This window comes from Streptomyces sp. RerS4 (genome assembly GCF_023515955.1).
Classification (GTDB): domain Bacteria; phylum Actinomycetota; class Actinomycetes; order Streptomycetales; family Streptomycetaceae; genus Streptomyces.
On sequence record NZ_CP097322.1, the window covers coordinates 4,807,014 to 4,822,760 of the forward strand.

The window sequence follows — 15,747 nt, forward strand, 5'->3', positions numbered from 1 at the left end:
CCGATGGTCAAGGCCGAAGGCGTCCACAAGTCGTACGGCGCCGCCCACATCCTGCGCGGCATCGACCTTGAGGTCGCCCCCCGTGAGGTCTTCTGCCTGGTCGGCCCGTCCGGCTCCGGCAAGTCGACCTTCCTGCGGTGCATCAACCACCTGGAGCGCATCAACGCCGGCCGGCTCTCGGTCGACGGCCACCTGGTGGGCTACAAGCAGAAGGGCGACAAGCTCTACGAGCTGAAGGACAGCGAGGTCGCGGCCCAGCGCCGGGACATCGGCATGGTCTTCCAGCGCTTCAACCTCTTCCCCCACATGACGGCCATAGAGAACGTCATGGAAGCCCCGGTCATGGTCAAGGGCGAGAGCAAGGCGGTCGCCCGTGAGCGCGCCGTCAAGCTGCTCGACCGCGTCGGCCTCGGCGACAAGGGCGGGAACTACCCCTCCCAGCTCTCCGGCGGCCAGCAGCAGCGCGTGGCGATCGCCCGCGCGCTCGCCATGGAGCCGAAGCTGATGCTCTTCGACGAGCCCACCTCGGCGCTCGACCCGGAGCTGGTCGGCGACGTCCTCGACGTCATGCGGGACCTGGCCGAATCGGGCATGACGATGATCGTCGTCACGCACGAGATGGGCTTCGCCCGCGAGGTCGGCGACAACCTCGTCTTCATGGACGGCGGCGTGGTCGTCGAGTCGGGCAACCCGCGCGACGTCCTCGGCAACCCGCAGCACGACCGGACGAAGGCGTTCCTGTCCAAGGTGCTGTAAGCGCGTCGACACAAACGAGGAGGGGCGGTACGGGAACCCGTACCGCCCCTCCTCGTTTGTGTTTCGTACGTTCCTACTTGAGGCCCAGGACCAGCGCGTCCGAGGGGGAGCGCCACACCGTACGGGCCTCCCCGAAGCCGGCCTCGCGCAGGGTGCGGGCGTGCCAGGCCTCGTCGGGGGTGTCGCCGTCGGCGTGCTCGCCGTAGATCGCGAACCGCGCCTTCGTCGGCTCGGCGAGCACCGGGTCGGCGGCGGCCAGGGCCCACCACTCGCGCCAGTCCAACACGCCTTGGGCGCGCGCCCGGTCCATCCCGGCGTGCCGGTGGGCGTGCTCGGCGGCGTCGATGCGGGGGGTGGTGGGGTCGGGCATGTGGTCGGCGTTCATGAAGACGCCGCCGGGGCGCACCAGGGGCGCGATCTGCCCGTAGAGGACCGCGAGCTCCTTGCTCGGCAGCCAGTGCAGGGCCGTCGCGGTCAGCACGGCGTCGTAGGAGTCGTAGGGGAGCGCCGCGCGCCAGTCGGGGTCCTTGAGGTCGGCGGTGACAAAGGTGACGCGGTCGTCGCCCGCGAAGTGGCCCCGGGCGATCGTCAGGAGCGCGGGGTCGAGATCCAGCCCCGTACTGGTGGCCTCCGGGAACCTCTTGAAGAGCCGGTCCGTGATACTTCCCGTACCGCACGCGAGATCCAGTACCCGGGGGGTGGGACCGACCAGGGCCTCGACCATGTCCAGCATGACCCGGAACCGCTCCTCGCGGTCGGGCATGTACCACTCCTGCTGGCGGTCCCAGCTGTCCTGCCACGCCTGCCAGTCCGCGCCGATCGTGCCGTTCGAGCCGGCCACCGCATCCGTCATCCCGAAACCCTCCCACACGTAATACCCTCGAACCTATATCAGCCGTTACCCCGGCCACCGCAGACACTAACCCGCAGCCGTAAGGACTACAAGTGGAACTGGCCCATTACTCGGACTATGCCGTGCGCCTGGTCAACACCGAGGAACCGGCTCGCGGCAAGGACTTCCTCACCTCCGCCGACGACGTCCGGGCCCTCTTCGGGGCCAGCGTCCAGATGGCCCGCCGGGTCACCGACACCGACGTCACCCGCTTCCGCAACGTCCGCGGCCGGCTGCGCTCCGTCTTCGAGGCCGCCGACGGCGGCGACCACGTCCTCGCCGTCGACCTGCTGAACTCACTCCTCATGGAGTTCCCCGTCAGCCCGCAGGTGTCCGGCCACGAGACCCTCGGCCCCGACGGCGCCCCCGACTGGCACATCCACCTCGCCGACCACCCCTCCAACGCCTCGGCCGGCTACGCCGCCATCGCGTCCTTCGGACTGGCCTTCCACCTCACCGAACACGGCCCCGACCGCCTCGGCCTGTGCCAGGCCGCGCCGTGCCGCAACGCCTACCTCGACACCTCCACCAACCGCTCCCGGCGCTACTGCTCCGACCGCTGCGCCACCCGCGCCAACGTCGCCGCCTACCGCGCCCGCAAGCGCCTGGAGGCCGAGGAATCGGCGCGCAGCGGCCGCGCCGCCGACAGCAACCAGGACAGCCGGGCCCTGAGCGAACGCTGACCGGGCCCGCGCGGCCGCAGGCGCAGCACGGCCGTCGCCAGGACCAGGTCCTCGGGCACCGGCCCGTACACGGTGCTGTCGCCGGTCTCGTTGAACGGGTTGTCGCCGAGCATCCACCAACCGCCCGGCCGGCGCTCCACCGCCCGCTTGACCACGAGCAGGTCCTGCTGGAACGGATGCCGGAACACGACCACGTCACCCGGCCGGACCAGCGCCCCGTAACGGACCACGAGCCGGTCCCCGTGCAGCAGCGTGGGCACCATCGACGGCCCCGTCACCTCGGCGACACCGAAACGCACCCGGTCGCGCCCGTTCTCCGTCATGTCCGGCCTCCTCGTCCTTCCCGCATGCTGCCGTACGGCCCCGTACGTTCGCTCATCACTCCTCGGCCGCGGCTGGACTTTTGTCCCAAGCCCATGGGGGCGCCCGCGATTTCCCGTTTCCCAGCGAGTAATCTCCACCCTTGAGAAGACGATCACGAGGAGGACAAGCCCCATGCTTTCCCGCTTCTTCGCCCCCAAGGTGAAGGTCTCCGCCCACTGCGACCTGCCCTGCGGCGTGTACGACCCGGCCCAGGCCCGTATCGAAGCCGAGTCGGTCAAGGCCGTCCAGGAGAAGTACCAGGCGAACGAGGACGCGGACTTCCGCGCACGCGCCATCACCATCAAGGAGCAGCGCGCCGAGCTCGCCAAGCACCACGTCTCGGTGCTGTGGAGCGACTACTTCAAGCCTCCGCACTTCGAGAAGTACCCGCAGCTCCACACCCTGGTCAACGACACCCTGAAGGCCCTTTCGGCCGCCAAGGCGTCGAACGACCCGGCGACCGGCGCCAAGGCCCTGGAGCTCATCGCCGAGATCGACCGCATCTTCTGGGAGACCAAGGCCGCCTGATCTTGGGCGCCCTGGGGTTTTCCCCGCGCTGCTGGTCAGAGCGCGAATGACAACGGCCCGACCGCTTCGAGCGGCCGGGCCGTTGGGCGTTCACGAGATCGTTCGGGAGACGCTCGGGAGAGGGGACCGGTCCCGGGTCACTCGTCTTCGTCCTCGTCGTCGTCCAGGCGGGCCAGCCAGGTCGCCAGGCGCTCCACCGGGACCTCGAAGTCCGGGTTGAGGTCGACGAACGTACGGAGCTGCTCGGCGAGCCACTCGAAGGTGACCTCCTCCTCGCCGCGCCGCTTCTCCAGCTCCTCGATGCCGCGATCGGTGAAGTACAAGTCGGGCTCCGTGCCGTGTCGGGATGGGGGTGTTTCCCGCCAGGATAATCCGCTTTCCGACGACACCCTCCCGCCACGTCCGTCCCCGGGGCTAGCCTGGACGGCCACGATGGGACGACAGGGCCTGACGGTGGGCGGGGGGCGCGGGATGCCTGACGGGCTGGGCACGGGCGCGGCGCGCGCCTTCGAACTCCTGGAGCCCCTCGTCCGGGCCGCGACGGTACGCGTCCACCCGCCCCGCGGCGGGTATGACAACCCCCGCAACGACTGGTCCGGACCCACCTGGGGCAGCGGCTTCTTCATCGCCCCCGGCTGGGTCCTGACGTGCGCGCACGTGGTCGGCGAAGGGGGTGCCGCGATGCGGCTGGCGGGGCGCGAGCTCGGCATCACCTTCCAGTCCGGCCCCGACGGAGCCACCGGCACCGTCGCGGGGCGCGTGGAATGCGTACTGCCCGAACGGCTGGAGGAACGGCGTCCCGGACGCCGGGCCCTGTGGGACCTGCCCGACCTGGCCCTGATCCGGGTCCTGTCGCCCATCTCCCACGCCTGCGTATGGCTCACCGACCGGGCCGGCCCCCACCTCGACGAGGCCGCCTACTTCGGCTGCACCGAGGAACTCGGCGTCCCCGAGATCACCGGCCGCACCACCCGGCTGCGCGGCATCGCCGCCCAGGGCGCCGCCATCCGCCTCGGCGACGAGGACGAGATCGAGGCCGGCATGTCGGGCGGCCCGGTGGTGGACCTCGCGCGCGGCGAGGTCGTCGGCGTCGTCAAGGCCCGCCGCTCCGGCGGCGGGGGAGGCCTCGCCGTCTCCGTGGCGCAGCTGCGGACCCTGCCGATGGCCGCGACCGGGCAGACCGGGCTCTACCGGCGGGTGATGCAGGCCCACGACCTCTACCACTACGACCGCCACCTCAGCGACCTCGACAGCCGGCGCACCTGGACGGACGTCCACGACGAACTCGCCGCCGCCGAGAGCGACCGGTACGCGGGACGGTTCGGCGGTCGGGGCCGGCTCACCCCGGGCGAGTTCACCACCCTGTGCGGGCTGCTCGCGGAGCTGCCGCCGCCCGGCTCCTCCGAGGCGGTACGCGAACTCGTCGAGCAGGCCCGCGGCGAGGAGCCGGACACCGCCGTGCCGGCGCCGCTCGGCTGGCGCGACGGCCTCGGCCTGCTGCACGACCCGCCCGGCGTCGGCGGGGAGGCCGCCGCGATGCTCCGCTACGCCACCGGGGTCAGCGTCGCCGACCACCGCGAGCCGCCCGCGCCCGGCGCCGACGAGGAACTGTGGGACTGGGTACGGGCCACCGCCGAGCGGCTCTGGCGCCCGCTGCGGCGCGAGCTCGGCGAGCAGCGCGAACGGGGCCTCGCCGAGCGGGAACGCCTGCGGCGGGCCCACGCCGGGATGGGACCGCGCGGCGGGGCCCGGACGCCGGGCGGGCTGCCGTCGGGGCCCTCCGTCCTGCTGGAGGTGTGGGCGCACGGCTGGGAGGACGTCCACGACTGGCGGGTATCCGTCCTGGCGGGCCCCGCCCGGCCGGGCCGGGTCACCCCGGTGGCCTCCGGCGTACGGGCACGCCCCCGCGACCTGCCCGAGGTGCTGCGGGCCCCGCTCGCCGAGGGCTTCCGGCGCTGCGACACGCACGAGGCGGCCGCGCTCCTCGAAGTGGCGGTGGAACCGGAGCTGTTCGGGCTGCCGGTGGACGCCTGGACGGTGTCGGGCGGGGTGCCGGTGGGCGTTCAGCGGCCCGTCGTGTTCCGCTACCCCGACAACGACGCGGGCCCGGCGGCGGCCGGGCGGTGGGCGCGGGTGCGCGAGGGGCCGCTGCTGGACCAGCGGGCCGACTGCGCGCGCGGCCGACCGCGCAGCCCCTCGCCGCGCTGGCTGACGGGGCTGATGGACAACACCGTCCCGGTGCTGTGCCGGGCCGCCGCCGCCGAACCGACGCTGGGCGCGCTGCGGGCCGTACGGGAGGCGGGCTACGGGGTGTTGGTGGGCCGCCGCCCTCCGTCCGGCCTGCCGGTGTCGTGCGCGCCGTTCCACCGGGGGCTGCGCGAGGAACTGGCCGAGGCGGGCCGGGGGGAGGCGCTGCCGACGCGCTTCCAGGCCCTGCGGGCCCGAACCCACGGCGCGGACCCCGACGCGTACTGGGCGGCGGGGGTCACCCTCGTCTGGGACGATCCGTCCCGCGCCCTGCCGGAGGACGAGCCGCTCCAGGGGGACCTGTGAGGGGGCGGGGCGGGTAGCGCGCCGGGCACGCGGGGCGGCGTGGGTGCGGCGCCTGGGTCGTGTCTTGTGGATCATGCCGGACGTCGCGAGCCCGGCATGATCCACAAGACACGACCCAGGGGGGAAGGGGTGCGTGGGCCGGACGACGGCGGGCAGGCATGGTGCGGTGACGCCTGAGGCGAGCAGGGCGGGGGAATCCCCCGGCCGGAGCACGAAGCCGGGCCCGGAGCATCGGACCGGCGTGGCGGCGGGGCCGGTTGGGGAGTGTGGGGCGGTATGGGGCGTAAGGCGCGGGTGGGGATCGGGGCGGGTGTCGTGCCCCGGCCGTGGGGTGCGGTGTTCGGGTGTGCGGGCTTCGGGAGGGAGCGGGCGTGAGTGAGGAATGGCTGATCTACCGGGGGGTGGGCGAACCGCACGACGGGATCGCCGCCCTGCCCGACCCGCCGCCGTGGCGGGACTTCGACGGCGGGCCCCTCGTCGAACCGGACGGGGCCGCCGCGGCCGAGGACGGCAGCGTCGCGCGCCGGCTCGGCGCCCACCGTCGGGCCGCCGCCCTGCACCGACCCGAGCCGGAGGAACTGGAGGCCGTCAACGCGGCCCTCTACCTGCGCCGGCCCCTGCTGGTCACCGGCTACCCGGGCACCGGCAAGTCCACCCTGGCGCACGCCGTCGCCCACGAACTGAAACTCGGGCGGGTCCTGCGCTGGCCGGTGGTCTCGCGGACCGTCCTCCAGGAGGGCCTCTACCGCTACGACGCCCTCGCCCGCCTTCAGGACGTACAGATCACGGCGGGGGCGGGTCACCTCGCGGGAACGCCCGGCGGGGCCCCCGGCGCCGCCCACGGCATCGGCAAGTACATCCGCCTCGGCCCGCTCGGCACGGCGCTGCTGCCCACCGCGCGACCGCGCGTGCTGCTCATCGACGAACTCGACAAGAGCGACATCGACCTGCCGAACGACCTCCTGAACGTGCTGGAGGAAGGCGAGTTCACCCTGCCGGAGCTCGAACGCGTCGCCGACTCCGAACCCGAGGTGCGCGTCCTCACCGACGACGGCGCCAAGGTGACCGTCCGCGACGGACGCGTCCGCTGCCGGTCCTTCCCGTTCATCATCCTCACCAGCAACGGCGAACGCGACTTCCCCGCCGCCCTGTTGCGCCGCTGCATCCAGCTCAAGCTCGGCCCGCCGGGGGAGAAGCGGCTCGCCGGCATGGTCCGCGCGCACCTCGGGGAAGAGGCCGCGCAGCTCGGCGCCGACCTGATCCGGGAGTTCCTCGGCCGCTCCCGCTCCGAACTGGTCGCCGCCGACCAGCTCCTCAACGCCATCTACCTCACCCACTACGCCGCCCCGCCCACCCGGGAGGACCTCGCGGACCTGCTCATCCAGCGCCTCGACCGCCCGAGGTGAGGGCCCGTGGCCGCATCCGCCGACCCGGTGATCCGCGTCCTCGCCGCGCTGTTGCGTTCCGCCGGGCTCGACCCGTCCGCCGAGGAACTGGCCGACGCGCTGTGGCTGGCCGCCCGCGCCCGGGAGGCGGCCCGGCCCGACGCCCCCGGCGGGCCCCTCGACGCCGTGCCCGCACCGGCCCGGGAGGAGGCCGACGCGGGCGACGCGACGGCCGCCGAGCCCGTCCCCGTACCGCCCCGGGAGGAGGTCGACGCCGAGGAACCGCTGCGGCTGTACCCCGACGGCGCGGGGCGCTCCGCGGACACGGAAGCCGAGCCTTCGGACGAAGCCGCCGCCGGTGACGAAGAGTCCGTCGGCGGCGTGCCGTCGGCCGGCGGGACGCCCGTACGGGTACCCGCGGCGGCGGCCCTGCCGCGGATCCTGGAGATCCAACGCGCCCTGCGCGCCCTGCAACGCCACCGCCCGCCCGGCCCGCCCACCCGGCACGTCCTCGACGAGGAGGCCACCGCCGAGGCCGGCGCCCGCGCGCTCGGCCTGCTGATCCCGGTGTTCCGGGCCGAGACCCGGCGCGAGGCGACCGTACGGCTGGTCATGGACGCCTCCCCGTCCATGGCCGTCTGGCAGGAGATGTTCGAGGAACTGCGGGCCGTCTGCGAACGCCTCGGCGCCTTCCGCGACGTCCAGGTCCACTACCTCCACCGGCCCGCCGACGGCACCGCCGCCATCGGACGCGGCCCCGTGCCCGCCGCCGCCCTGCGCTCGGGCGACCAGCTCCGCGACCCCACCGGACGCACCCTGACGATGGTGGTCTCCGACTGCGCCGGACCGCTGTGGCGCGAGGGCGAGGCGCAGCGGCTGCTGCACCGGTGGGCGCAGTGCGCGCCGTGCGTGGTCGTCCAACCGCTCCCGCAACGGCTGTGGAGCCGCAGTTGGCTGCCGACCGAGCGCGGGGTGCTGGAGCGGTCCGAGGGCGGCGCGGGGGCCGGTGCGCAGCTGAGGTTCCGGTCGGACCGGGCGCCCCGGCCGGGCCGCCCGACCGGCGGGCTCACCGTTCCCGTGCTGCCGCCCAGCGCCACCGCGCTCGGGGCGTGGGCCCGGCTGGTCGCGGGGCTCGGGACCGGGCCCGTACCGGCCGAGGTGGGCCGGGTCCTGGCCCGACACCCCGCGTCGCCCCCACCGCTGCCGCGGGCCGCCCGGCCGCCGCGCGAGCTGGTGCGCCGCTTCCGTTCCTCCGCCGCGCCCGGCGCCGTCCAGCTCGCCGTGTACCTGTCGGCGGCGCCGTTGACCCTGCCCGTGATGCGGCTCGTGCAGCGCACGATGCTGCCCGACTCGGAACCGTCTGACCTCGCCGAGGTGCTGCTCAGCGGGCTGCTGCGGCGCAGTGGGGAGGCGCGCAGTGGGGAGGCGCCGGGCCAGTGGTACGAGTTCGTACCCGGGGTGCAGGACGTGCTGCTGGGGCCGCTGGGGCGGGACGAGGCCGCGCTGGTGCTCAAGCACTGCTCCGAGTACGTCCTCGCGCACTTCGGCCGGGGCGTACGCAACTTCCCCGCGCTGGCCGTCGCCCAGCTCACCGGGGTGTCGCCCGTCGCCGACGTCGAGGCGGAGGGCGGCGGGCCGGCGCCGGTGCGGCCGCCGCAGGCGTTCGCGCACGTGTCGGCCAAGGTCGTACGCCGCTACCTGCCCGGCCCGCCCGACGAGGACGCCGCCCCGGCCCCGCCGCCCCGACCTCCGACCCGCCGGCCCCGACCGCGCCCGGTCGCTGCGCGCGGCGCGGGACCGGCTGCTGGACGCCGACGCGCGGGCCCTGCACGAGGCCGCCGCCCTGCTGCGGCGGGCCGTCGCCGCCCGGCCGGGCCGCAGGACCCGCCGGAGGAGGCCGAGACGGCCCTCGCGGAGGTCCTGCTGTGGCTGTGGGCGGAGCAACGCGATCCCGAACTCCTCGACGAGGCCGAACGGGCCCTGACCGGGCTGCGGACCCCGGCCGCCGGGGCCGCCCTGGGGCGGGTGCTGTACGAACGGGCGCTGGCCGGGCGCCCCGACGCGGAGCTGTTGGCCGCCGCCGACCGGGAGTTCGCGCAGGCGGCGCGAGCGCCGCCGAGGCGTGGCTGCGGCGGGAGTGCGCGGTGCGGCGGGCCCAGACCCTGATCCGGCTGGCCGAGCTGCGCGGTGACGCCGGTCCGCTGCACGAGGCGCGGGCGGCGCTGGAGGCCGCCGTCCTGCCGGAGGAAGCCCCCGGCGCCCCGGGCGCCCACCCCGACCTCCAACTGGCCCTGGGCCGCGTCCTGCTGGCCCTCCTCCCCCACACCCCCGACCCCCGAACCCGCACCCCCCTGGCCGAACAGGCCGCATCCCGCCTGGGCGCGGCACTGGCCGCCCTACTGGACGGCGGACCGCCGGCGGAGGCCGGGGGGCGGGTCGGGGGGAGTGGTCCGGCGGAACCCGATGGGCCGAGCGGGGCGGTGACGCGGCCCGGTGGGCGGGCCCCGGGTGCGACGGGGTCGGATGGGGCGGGCGACGGGCCGGGCGATGGGCTGGCGCTGGGTGGGTCGGCGGAGCCCGGCGAGCAGGCCGGGGGCGCGTCGGGGCCGGATGGGCCGAGTGGGCGGCGGGGTCTGGTGGGCCGGGCGGTCAGGCAGAGCCCGGTGGGCAGGGCCGGGCCGTGACGGGGCCCGACGGGCCGGGCGGGGCCGGGAGCTCCGGCGTACCGGACGCCTCCGGGCGGGATCCCGACCGGGTTCCGGCCGACCCGGCCGAGGGCGTGGGCGGCAGCCCGGCGGTCGCCACCGATCCCGCCGCGTCCGGGCCGGATGCGGGCGGCACCGCCCGAGGTCCGCCGAACCCTCCGCGTCGGGGCGCCGCCCGGACGGCGCAGGGCCTCAACAGGGCGATCCGGGTGGCGCCGGGCTTGCTGCGGGCCCTGGCCCGACCGCTCCCGACGAATCCGGCGTCGCCGGGCGCGGTACGGGTGCCGGCGGCCGCGCCGTCGCGCCGGGCCCCGGGCGGAACTCCGACGCGGCAGAGGTCGATCCGGACGAGTCCGGTGTGACCGGGCGGGGCGCGAGCGCCGGATCCGCCGGATCCGGCGACAGGTCCGACTCGGGGCGGGGCCCCGGCCGGGTGGGGGCCGCCCCCGGTGCCGAATCCGGGCACGGTCCCGGCCGGGTGCGGGGCGACTCCGCTGACCCGGCTGATTCCGGTGCCCCCGGCCTGGCGCCGGAGCGATCCGCCGAGACGGACGAGTCCGGTGTGACCGGGCGGGGTCCTGGCGAGGTGGGGGCGGAACCGACCGAGCCGGGGCGTGGCCCCGGTGGGGTGCGGGGTGGCAATGTCGATCCGGCTGAGTCCGGGGGCGGCCCTGGTGAGGGTGGTAGGGCTGATCCGGCTGAGCCCGGCGTTGCGGGGGCCGGCTCCGGGGCCGCCTCGGTGCGGTCGGGTGACCAGGTCGGGTCCGGGGGCGGCCCGGGTGGGGTGCGGGGCGGCGCTGCCGATCCGGTTGAGTCGGGGCGCAGCTCCGGTGAGGTGCGGGGCGGTGTGGCTGATCCGGCTGAGCCCGGCGTTGCGGGGGCCGGCTCCGGGGCCGCCCCGGTGCGGTCGGGTGGTCCGGTTGAGTCCGGGCGTGGCCCCGGTGGGGTGCGGGCCGGCGGGGCCGATCCGGTCGAGTCCGGCGTTGTCGGGCGGGGTTCCGGGGCCGCCCCGGTGCGGTCGGGTGACCAGGTCGAGTCCGGGGGCGGCCCGGATGGGGTGCGGGGCGGTGCGGCTGATCCGGCTGGGTCCGGCGTTGTCGGGCGGGGTTCTGGGGCTGCCTCGGTGCGCTCGGGTGACCAGGTCGAGCCGGGGCGTGGCCCCGGTGGGGTGCGGGGCGGCGCTGCCGATCCGGTTGAGTCGGGGCGCAGCTCCGGTGAGGTGCGGGGCGGTGTGGCTGATCCGGCTGAGCCCGGCGTTGCGGGGGCCGGCTCCGGGGCCGCTCCGGTGCGGTCGGGTGCTTCGGACGGGCCCGGCGGGGTGCGGGGCGGGGCGGACGAGCCGGTCGAGGTCGGGCGGGCCGGGGGTGTTCGGGCGGCGTCGGGTGATACGGCGCGGGATGCCCGTGGGGGGCAGGGCGATTCGGGTGCGTCCCGGTCGGGCGGGCGGGGTTTCCGGGCCGGCTCGGAAGGGGCCGGGGAAGGCGGCAGGAGGGGGGCGTTCCGCGACGGCGCGCGGGGGCGGACGCCCGCCGGGGCGGGGGAGCGGGCGGTGCGGGCGCGCGTACGGGTGGAGTTGGCCGGGGCGTTGCGGTACCTGCCGGGGCGGCTGGAGGAGGCGGCCGCACAGCTCGCGCGGGCCCTGGAGGAAGCCGTCGGGGATCCCGCGCTGCGACTCGCCGCCCTGCTGTGCCTGGCCCGCGTGCACCGGGCCCGGTACGCGCGTGACGCGGACCCGGCGGCCCTGGAGGAGGCGGCCGAGGCGTACGGCCGGGCCCGGGGGCTGATCCCCCGGGACGCGGACGCCTTCGCGGAGCTGCTCCCCGAGTGGGGCGACGTACTCCTGGACCGGGCGCGGGCCCGCGACGGCCGCCGCTTCGCGTCCCTCGCCGTACGGGTGCTGCGCGAGAGCCGCGCGGCGGTGCCGCAGTCCGACCCCGGGGCGGCGTACCGGCTGCTGCGGCTGGCCGCCGGGCTGCGGCTGCGGCACACCTACGAGGGGGACCTCGTCGACCTGCGCGAGGCGGAGTACCTGTTGGAGCTGGCCGTCCGGCAGAGCCACCACCCCCTGGAGCGGGCCCGCGCCTGGCGGGAACACGGGGACGTGCAGCAGGAGATCCACGTCCACACCCACACCGCCGACCGGCTCGACCGGGCCGCCGACTCCTACCGTCGGGCCTGGCGCGCCGCCCTGGAGGCCAACGGTGGCGCGCACGAGGGCCATGACCTGCGTGAGGAGGTCACCGACCGCGCCGCGCTGCGCCTCGCCGCCCGGGTCCAGCAACTGCGCGGGGAGGTCCTGGAACGGCTGGCCCGCCCCCGCGCCGCCCTGGACGCCTACCGCGCCGCCCTGGAGCTGTGGCAGCGCCTCGACACCCCGACCGACGAGCGGACCCGCGCGGTCAGGGCCCGCATCGACACCCTGGAGGCGGGCGGCTAGCGAGCGTCGCCAAAGTGGCGTCGGCCCCCGGAGGGCCGGGGCACCTCCCAGCGGTGGCCGGGGGAGGCCGGGCTCGCGGCGCCCGGCATGGTGCCGCGCCGCGTTGACGGAGGGTCGCGCCGGTGGCTCCGCTGCGAAGGCGCTCCGGCGCCGTGCGATGCCTCCCCTCGGCCCTGCGGGCCCGGGAGACCCCATGGCGTTCGTGCGCCGCCCTGCCCGCGGCCTCGGCCCTGCCGGCGCCGTTTCCCGGGGTGGGGCGGGGTGTCGGGCGGCGGGGGTCGTTTCCGTGCGCCCGGCTGGGGGAAGGGGTGGACCAGCGGATACGACAGGGGGACGGGCAGCCCATGGTGACGGGACGTCGGGACGCGACCACGCCGGCACCTTCGGCGCCTCCTGCCACGGACACGCCGGCGGCCCCTCCGGGACCCCGACCCTGTCCCGCGCGGCTGCCGGACCTCTCCGGGCTCGACCTGGCCGCCCTGCGCGGGATCGACCACCCGGTGCTCGCCGAGGTCATCGAGGGCATGGTCGAACGGGTCACGCACCCGGCGGAGATCCTCAACGCCTTCGACTCCGGAGTCGTCTGAGCCGGCCGGAGTTGACCACTTTCCGCCGTTAGCGGGGGCTCTGCGAAGGGCAGGGATGCACCGTCCGCGGCGAGAGGTACAGGCGATGGGCCAAGCGATGACGAGCGTTCCCCGGCTGCCCGCGCACCGACCGCCGCGCGAACCCGTCCCGCACGCCCGCCACGCCCCCTGGCCCTACACCCGGCTCGACGTGCCCGCCCTGCGCGCGGCGGGCCACCGACCCCACCCGATACGGCAGTTCGTGCTCAAGACCCACAGCCGCTGCAACCTCGCCTGCACCTACTGCTACGTCTACGCCATGGCCGACCAGAGCTGGCGCACCCGCCCCGCGGTCATGGCCCCCGCCACCGCCGCGCGCGCCGCCGAGCGGATCGCCGAGCACGCCGCCGCCCACGACCTGACCCGCGTCGACCTCGTCCTGCACGGCGGTGAGCCCCTCCTCGCCGCGCCCGACCGGCTGGCCGCGCCCGTGGAGGCCGTACGGGCCGCCCTGGCCCGCCACGCGCCCCGCACCCGGCTCACCGCGAGCGTGCAGACCAACGCCACCCTCCTCACCCGCCCCGCATCGCCGCCCTCGCGGCCGCCGGCATCCGCGTCGGCGTCAGCCTCGACGGCGGGCTCCCCGCGCACAACGCGCGCCGCGTGGACCACGCGGGCCGGCCCGCGTTCGACGCCGTCGCCCGCGGCCTGCGCCTGCTCGCCCGCCACCCCGCCGGCTACGCCGGGCTGCTGTGCGTCGTGGACATCGCCCAGGACCCGGTGGAGACGTACGAGTCCCTGCTCGCGTTCGCCCCGCCCGCCCTCGGCCTGCTGCTGCCGCTGGCCAACCGGTCCGCCCCGCCGCCCGGCCACACCGAGGCCGGGACCCCGTACGGGGACTGGCTCGTCGCCGTCTTCGACCGCTGGTGGCACGACGGGGCGCGGCGCACCCGCGTCCGCGTCTTCGAGGAGGTCATCGCGCTGCTGCTGGGCCTGCCGGCCGCCACCGAGACCCTGGGGCTCGCGCCCGTCACCACCGCCGTCGTGGAGAGCGACGGCAGCATCGAACAGGCCGACTCCCTGAAGTCCGCGTACGAAGGGGCCGCCACGACCGGCATGACCGTCGACACCCACAGCTTCGACCAACTCCTCGACCACCCCGGCTTCGTCGCCCGCCAACTCGGCCGGGACGCCCTCGCGGACGACTGCCGGGCCTGCGAACTCGTGGAGGTGTGCGGCGGCGGCCACTACCCGCACCGCTACCGCGAGGGGGAGGGCTTCCGGCAGCCGTCCGTGTACTGCGCCGACCTCCAGCGGCTCATCCGACACATCGCCGACGCGCTGCACACCGCCGCCACGACGGGACGGGCCGCCTCATGACCCACCGCTCCGACACGACCCACCGCACCGACCTCGCCGTCCCGACCCCGCGCGCCCCCCAGGCCGCCACCACCACCGCCACTCCCGGCCTCACCGACCCCGGAACCCCCGGCACCCTCGACGCCTTCGCCGTCAGCTCCCGCACCCTGCGCGCCCTCGCCTCCACCGAACCCACCCCCGAGGGCACCCGCCTCGTGCGCGACGTACGCCGCTCCAAGCGGCTGCTCCTGCTGCGCGCCGTCCTCGACGCCGCCCCCGATGGCCCCGGCGGGGAGACCGGCGAACGCTGGGCGCTCCTGGAGGAGGCCGAACGCCAGGACCCCGACGCCGTGCGCGACGTCCTGCACTACCCCGCCACCGGCGTCTGGGCCGAGGAGACCCTGCGCCGGCTGCACGCCCCGTACGGACCGGCCCCCGACCTCGCCCACCTCGGGGCCCTCGCCGTGGCCGCCGCGCTGCGCGCCGGGATCGGCTTCAAGACCACCCTGCGGCCCGTCAACGGCCGCCTGGTCCTGCCCACCCTCGGCCTGCTGCGCCCCGAGCGCCCCGGCCCGCTCGCCCTGACCGAACGTTCCTGGGAGGCCGCCGACGTCGTCCCCCTGCACCCCCTGCCCGGAGGCCGCGCCTCCCTCGACGACCTCGACCCCTACCGCGTCGGACCCCCCGGCCACCCCGAAGGCGGCCGGCTCGAACCCGTCCGCGCCGCCCGCCGGCTCACCCCCAAGGGGCACAAGCGCTGGGACATCCAGTGGTCCGGCGCCCTCACCCTGCTGGAGCGCTACGACTCCACCCGCGCCGAGGAAGTGGGCGCCCTGCTGCGCTCCGTCGTCCCCCTGGCCGGCGGCTCCCGCTCCACCGGCGCCACCCTGCCCGCCGCCGCCGGCTCCCTGCTGGCCCGCGCCCAGCCCCCGCCCGCCCTGGCCGCGACCCTGGTCCACGAGGTGCAGCACGGCAAACTCGCCGCGCTGGCCGACATCCTCACCCTGCACACCGCCGACCGCACCCCCCGCCACTGGGCGCCCTGGCGGGAGGACCCGCGCCCGTTGGAGGGGCTGCTCCACGGCACGTACGCCCACCTGGCCCTCGCCGGGTACTGGCAGCGCGCCGCCCTGTACGGGGCGCGCGGCGCCTGGGCCCAGCACGCCCGCGTCCGCGCGCAGGTCGCCGCCGTCCTGCCCGCCCTGCGCGCCGACCCGCACCTGACCGTCACCGGGCGGGAGTTCGTCGACGGCATGGCCCGCGCCGAGCGCGCCATGGACGAACTGCCGCCGCCCGGCGACCAACACGCCACGGCCCGCCGCGCCCTCGATCGGGAACGCCGCGCCTGGTACGCGGCACACCCCGAACTGGCCCCGTCCCGACACGGCTGAGGAACCCCGCGGCTGCGGTACCTTTCAATCCCGCACCGCACCGCACCGTCACCGCGGCGCCCGCACCGCACCGTCACCGCGGCGCCCGCACCACAGCGCCCCGCCCCACCCCCTCCCACTCCAGTCCAC

General features: G+C 76.2%; 14 protein-coding genes and 1 pseudogene. 11 read left to right on the forward strand and 4 right to left on the reverse strand.

The genetic code is table 11. The annotated features are described in order from the left end of the window. Positions 1-3: 3 nt before the first annotated feature. A complete protein-coding gene (locus tag M4D82_RS22465; RefSeq protein WP_249772055.1) occupies positions 4-756 on the forward strand; it encodes an amino acid ABC transporter ATP-binding protein in 753 nt (250 codons plus the stop codon). 73 nt (positions 757-829) lie between these two features. Here M4D82_RS22465 and M4D82_RS22470 read toward each other — a convergent pair whose 3' ends face one another. Continuing rightward, positions 830-1,609, reverse strand: a complete 780-nt coding sequence (locus M4D82_RS22470) for a class I SAM-dependent methyltransferase (RefSeq protein WP_249767755.1) — start codon at positions 1,607-1,609, stop codon at positions 830-832. Between the two features lie 92 nt (positions 1,610-1,701). Between M4D82_RS22470 and M4D82_RS22475 the strand changes: the two genes are divergently transcribed. Then, on the forward strand, positions 1,702-2,331 hold the full coding sequence (locus M4D82_RS22475; RefSeq protein WP_249767756.1) for a CGNR zinc finger domain-containing protein: 630 nt from the start codon (positions 1,702-1,704) through the stop codon (positions 2,329-2,331). Here M4D82_RS22475 and sodX read toward each other — a convergent pair. After that, entirely contained in the window at positions 2,235-2,654 is a 420-nt protein-coding gene (gene sodX / locus M4D82_RS22480; RefSeq protein ID WP_249767757.1) for a nickel-type superoxide dismutase maturation protease, read from the reverse strand. The two genes, M4D82_RS22475 and sodX, sit on opposite strands and share 97 nt — an antisense overlap. 172 nt (positions 2,655-2,826) lie before the next feature. On the opposite strand from sodX, the gene sodN reads away from it, so the two are divergent. Beyond that, complete coding sequence (gene sodN, locus M4D82_RS22485) at positions 2,827-3,222, forward strand: superoxide dismutase, Ni (RefSeq protein ID WP_007266490.1); 396 nt, start codon at positions 2,827-2,829, stop codon at positions 3,220-3,222. 137 nt (positions 3,223-3,359) lie between these two features. Here the strand turns inward: sodN and M4D82_RS22490 are convergent, their stop codons facing one another. Next, positions 3,360-3,545 carry a DUF6104 family protein gene (locus tag M4D82_RS22490; protein ID WP_018102711.1) on the reverse strand — a complete coding sequence of 62 codons (186 nt, stop codon included), beginning with the start codon at positions 3,543-3,545 and terminating at the stop codon, positions 3,360-3,362. Positions 3,546-3,693: 148 nt separating this feature from the next. Between M4D82_RS22490 and M4D82_RS22495 the strand changes: the two genes are divergently transcribed. From M4D82_RS22495 to M4D82_RS22510, 4 genes are all read left to right on the forward strand, one after another. Then, positions 3,694-5,775 carry a VMAP-C domain-containing protein gene (locus M4D82_RS22495; protein WP_249767758.1) on the forward strand — a complete coding sequence of 694 codons (2,082 nt, stop codon included), beginning with the start codon at positions 3,694-3,696 and terminating at the stop codon, positions 5,773-5,775. A 371-nt stretch (positions 5,776-6,146) separates the two neighbouring features. Further along, the gene (locus M4D82_RS22500; RefSeq protein WP_249767759.1) at positions 6,147-7,181 is read left to right on the forward strand and encodes an AAA family ATPase; all 1,035 of its coding nucleotides are present in this window, start codon (positions 6,147-6,149) and stop codon (positions 7,179-7,181) included. Positions 7,182-7,187: 6 nt separating this feature from the next. Further along, positions 7,188-9,326, forward strand: coding sequence for an SAV_2336 N-terminal domain-related protein (locus tag M4D82_RS22505; RefSeq protein ID WP_249767760.1), 2,139 nt, complete (start codon positions 7,188-7,190; stop codon positions 9,324-9,326). Further along, the gene (locus M4D82_RS22510) at positions 9,305-9,844 is read left to right on the forward strand and encodes a hypothetical protein (RefSeq protein WP_249767761.1); all 540 of its coding nucleotides are present in this window, start codon (positions 9,305-9,307) and stop codon (positions 9,842-9,844) included. The genes M4D82_RS22505 and M4D82_RS22510 overlap by 22 nt, the downstream gene beginning before the upstream one ends. On the opposite strand, the gene M4D82_RS22515 is transcribed toward M4D82_RS22510, so the two are convergent. Then, a complete protein-coding gene (locus M4D82_RS22515; protein ID WP_249767762.1) occupies positions 9,810-11,570 on the reverse strand; it encodes a hypothetical protein in 1,761 nt (586 codons plus the stop codon). The two genes, M4D82_RS22510 and M4D82_RS22515, sit on opposite strands and share 35 nt — an antisense overlap. On the opposite strand from M4D82_RS22515, the gene M4D82_RS22520 reads away from it, so the two are divergent. The 4 genes and pseudogenes from M4D82_RS22520 (at position 11,565) to M4D82_RS22535 (ending at position 15,618) form a co-directional block, all read left to right on the forward strand. Next, a complete protein-coding gene (locus M4D82_RS22520) occupies positions 11,565-12,302 on the forward strand; it encodes a hypothetical protein (RefSeq protein ID WP_249767763.1) in 738 nt (245 codons plus the stop codon). The genes M4D82_RS22515 and M4D82_RS22520 overlap by 6 nt on opposite strands. Positions 12,303-12,646: 344 nt before the next feature. Continuing rightward, positions 12,647-12,889 (forward strand): FxSxx-COOH cyclophane-containing RiPP peptide, encoded by a 243-nt coding sequence (fxsA, locus tag M4D82_RS22525; protein ID WP_249767764.1) that lies wholly within the window; start codon positions 12,647-12,649, stop codon positions 12,887-12,889. 97 nt (positions 12,890-12,986) lie between these two features. Then, positions 12,987-14,248 (forward strand): annotated as a pseudogene (locus M4D82_RS22530) (FxsB family cyclophane-forming radical SAM/SPASM peptide maturase). Then, positions 14,245-15,618 carry an aKG-HExxH-type peptide beta-hydroxylase gene (locus M4D82_RS22535; RefSeq protein ID WP_249767765.1) on the forward strand — a complete coding sequence of 458 codons (1,374 nt, stop codon included), beginning with the start codon at positions 14,245-14,247 and terminating at the stop codon, positions 15,616-15,618. Before M4D82_RS22530 ends, M4D82_RS22535 begins: the two are co-directional and overlap by 4 nt. Positions 15,619-15,747 lie beyond the last annotated feature (129 nt).

Coding starts and splice junctions, on each gene's coding strand:
- M4D82_RS22535 (WP_249767765.1), top strand. CDS start 14,245: ATGACCCACCGCTCCGACACGACCCACCGCACCGACCTCGCCGTCCCG.
- M4D82_RS22465 (WP_249772055.1), top strand. CDS start 4: ATGGTCAAGGCCGAAGGCGTCCACAAGTCGTACGGCGCCGCCCACATC.
- sodX (WP_249767757.1), bottom strand. CDS start 2,654: ATGACGGAGAACGGGCGCGACCGGGTGCGTTTCGGTGTCGCCGAGGTG.
- fxsA (WP_249767764.1), top strand. CDS start 12,647: ATGGTGACGGGACGTCGGGACGCGACCACGCCGGCACCTTCGGCGCCT.
- M4D82_RS22495 (WP_249767758.1), top strand. CDS start 3,694: ATGCCTGACGGGCTGGGCACGGGCGCGGCGCGCGCCTTCGAACTCCTG.
- sodN (WP_007266490.1), top strand. CDS start 2,827: ATGCTTTCCCGCTTCTTCGCCCCCAAGGTGAAGGTCTCCGCCCACTGC.
- M4D82_RS22470 (WP_249767755.1), bottom strand. CDS start 1,609: ATGACGGATGCGGTGGCCGGCTCGAACGGCACGATCGGCGCGGACTGG.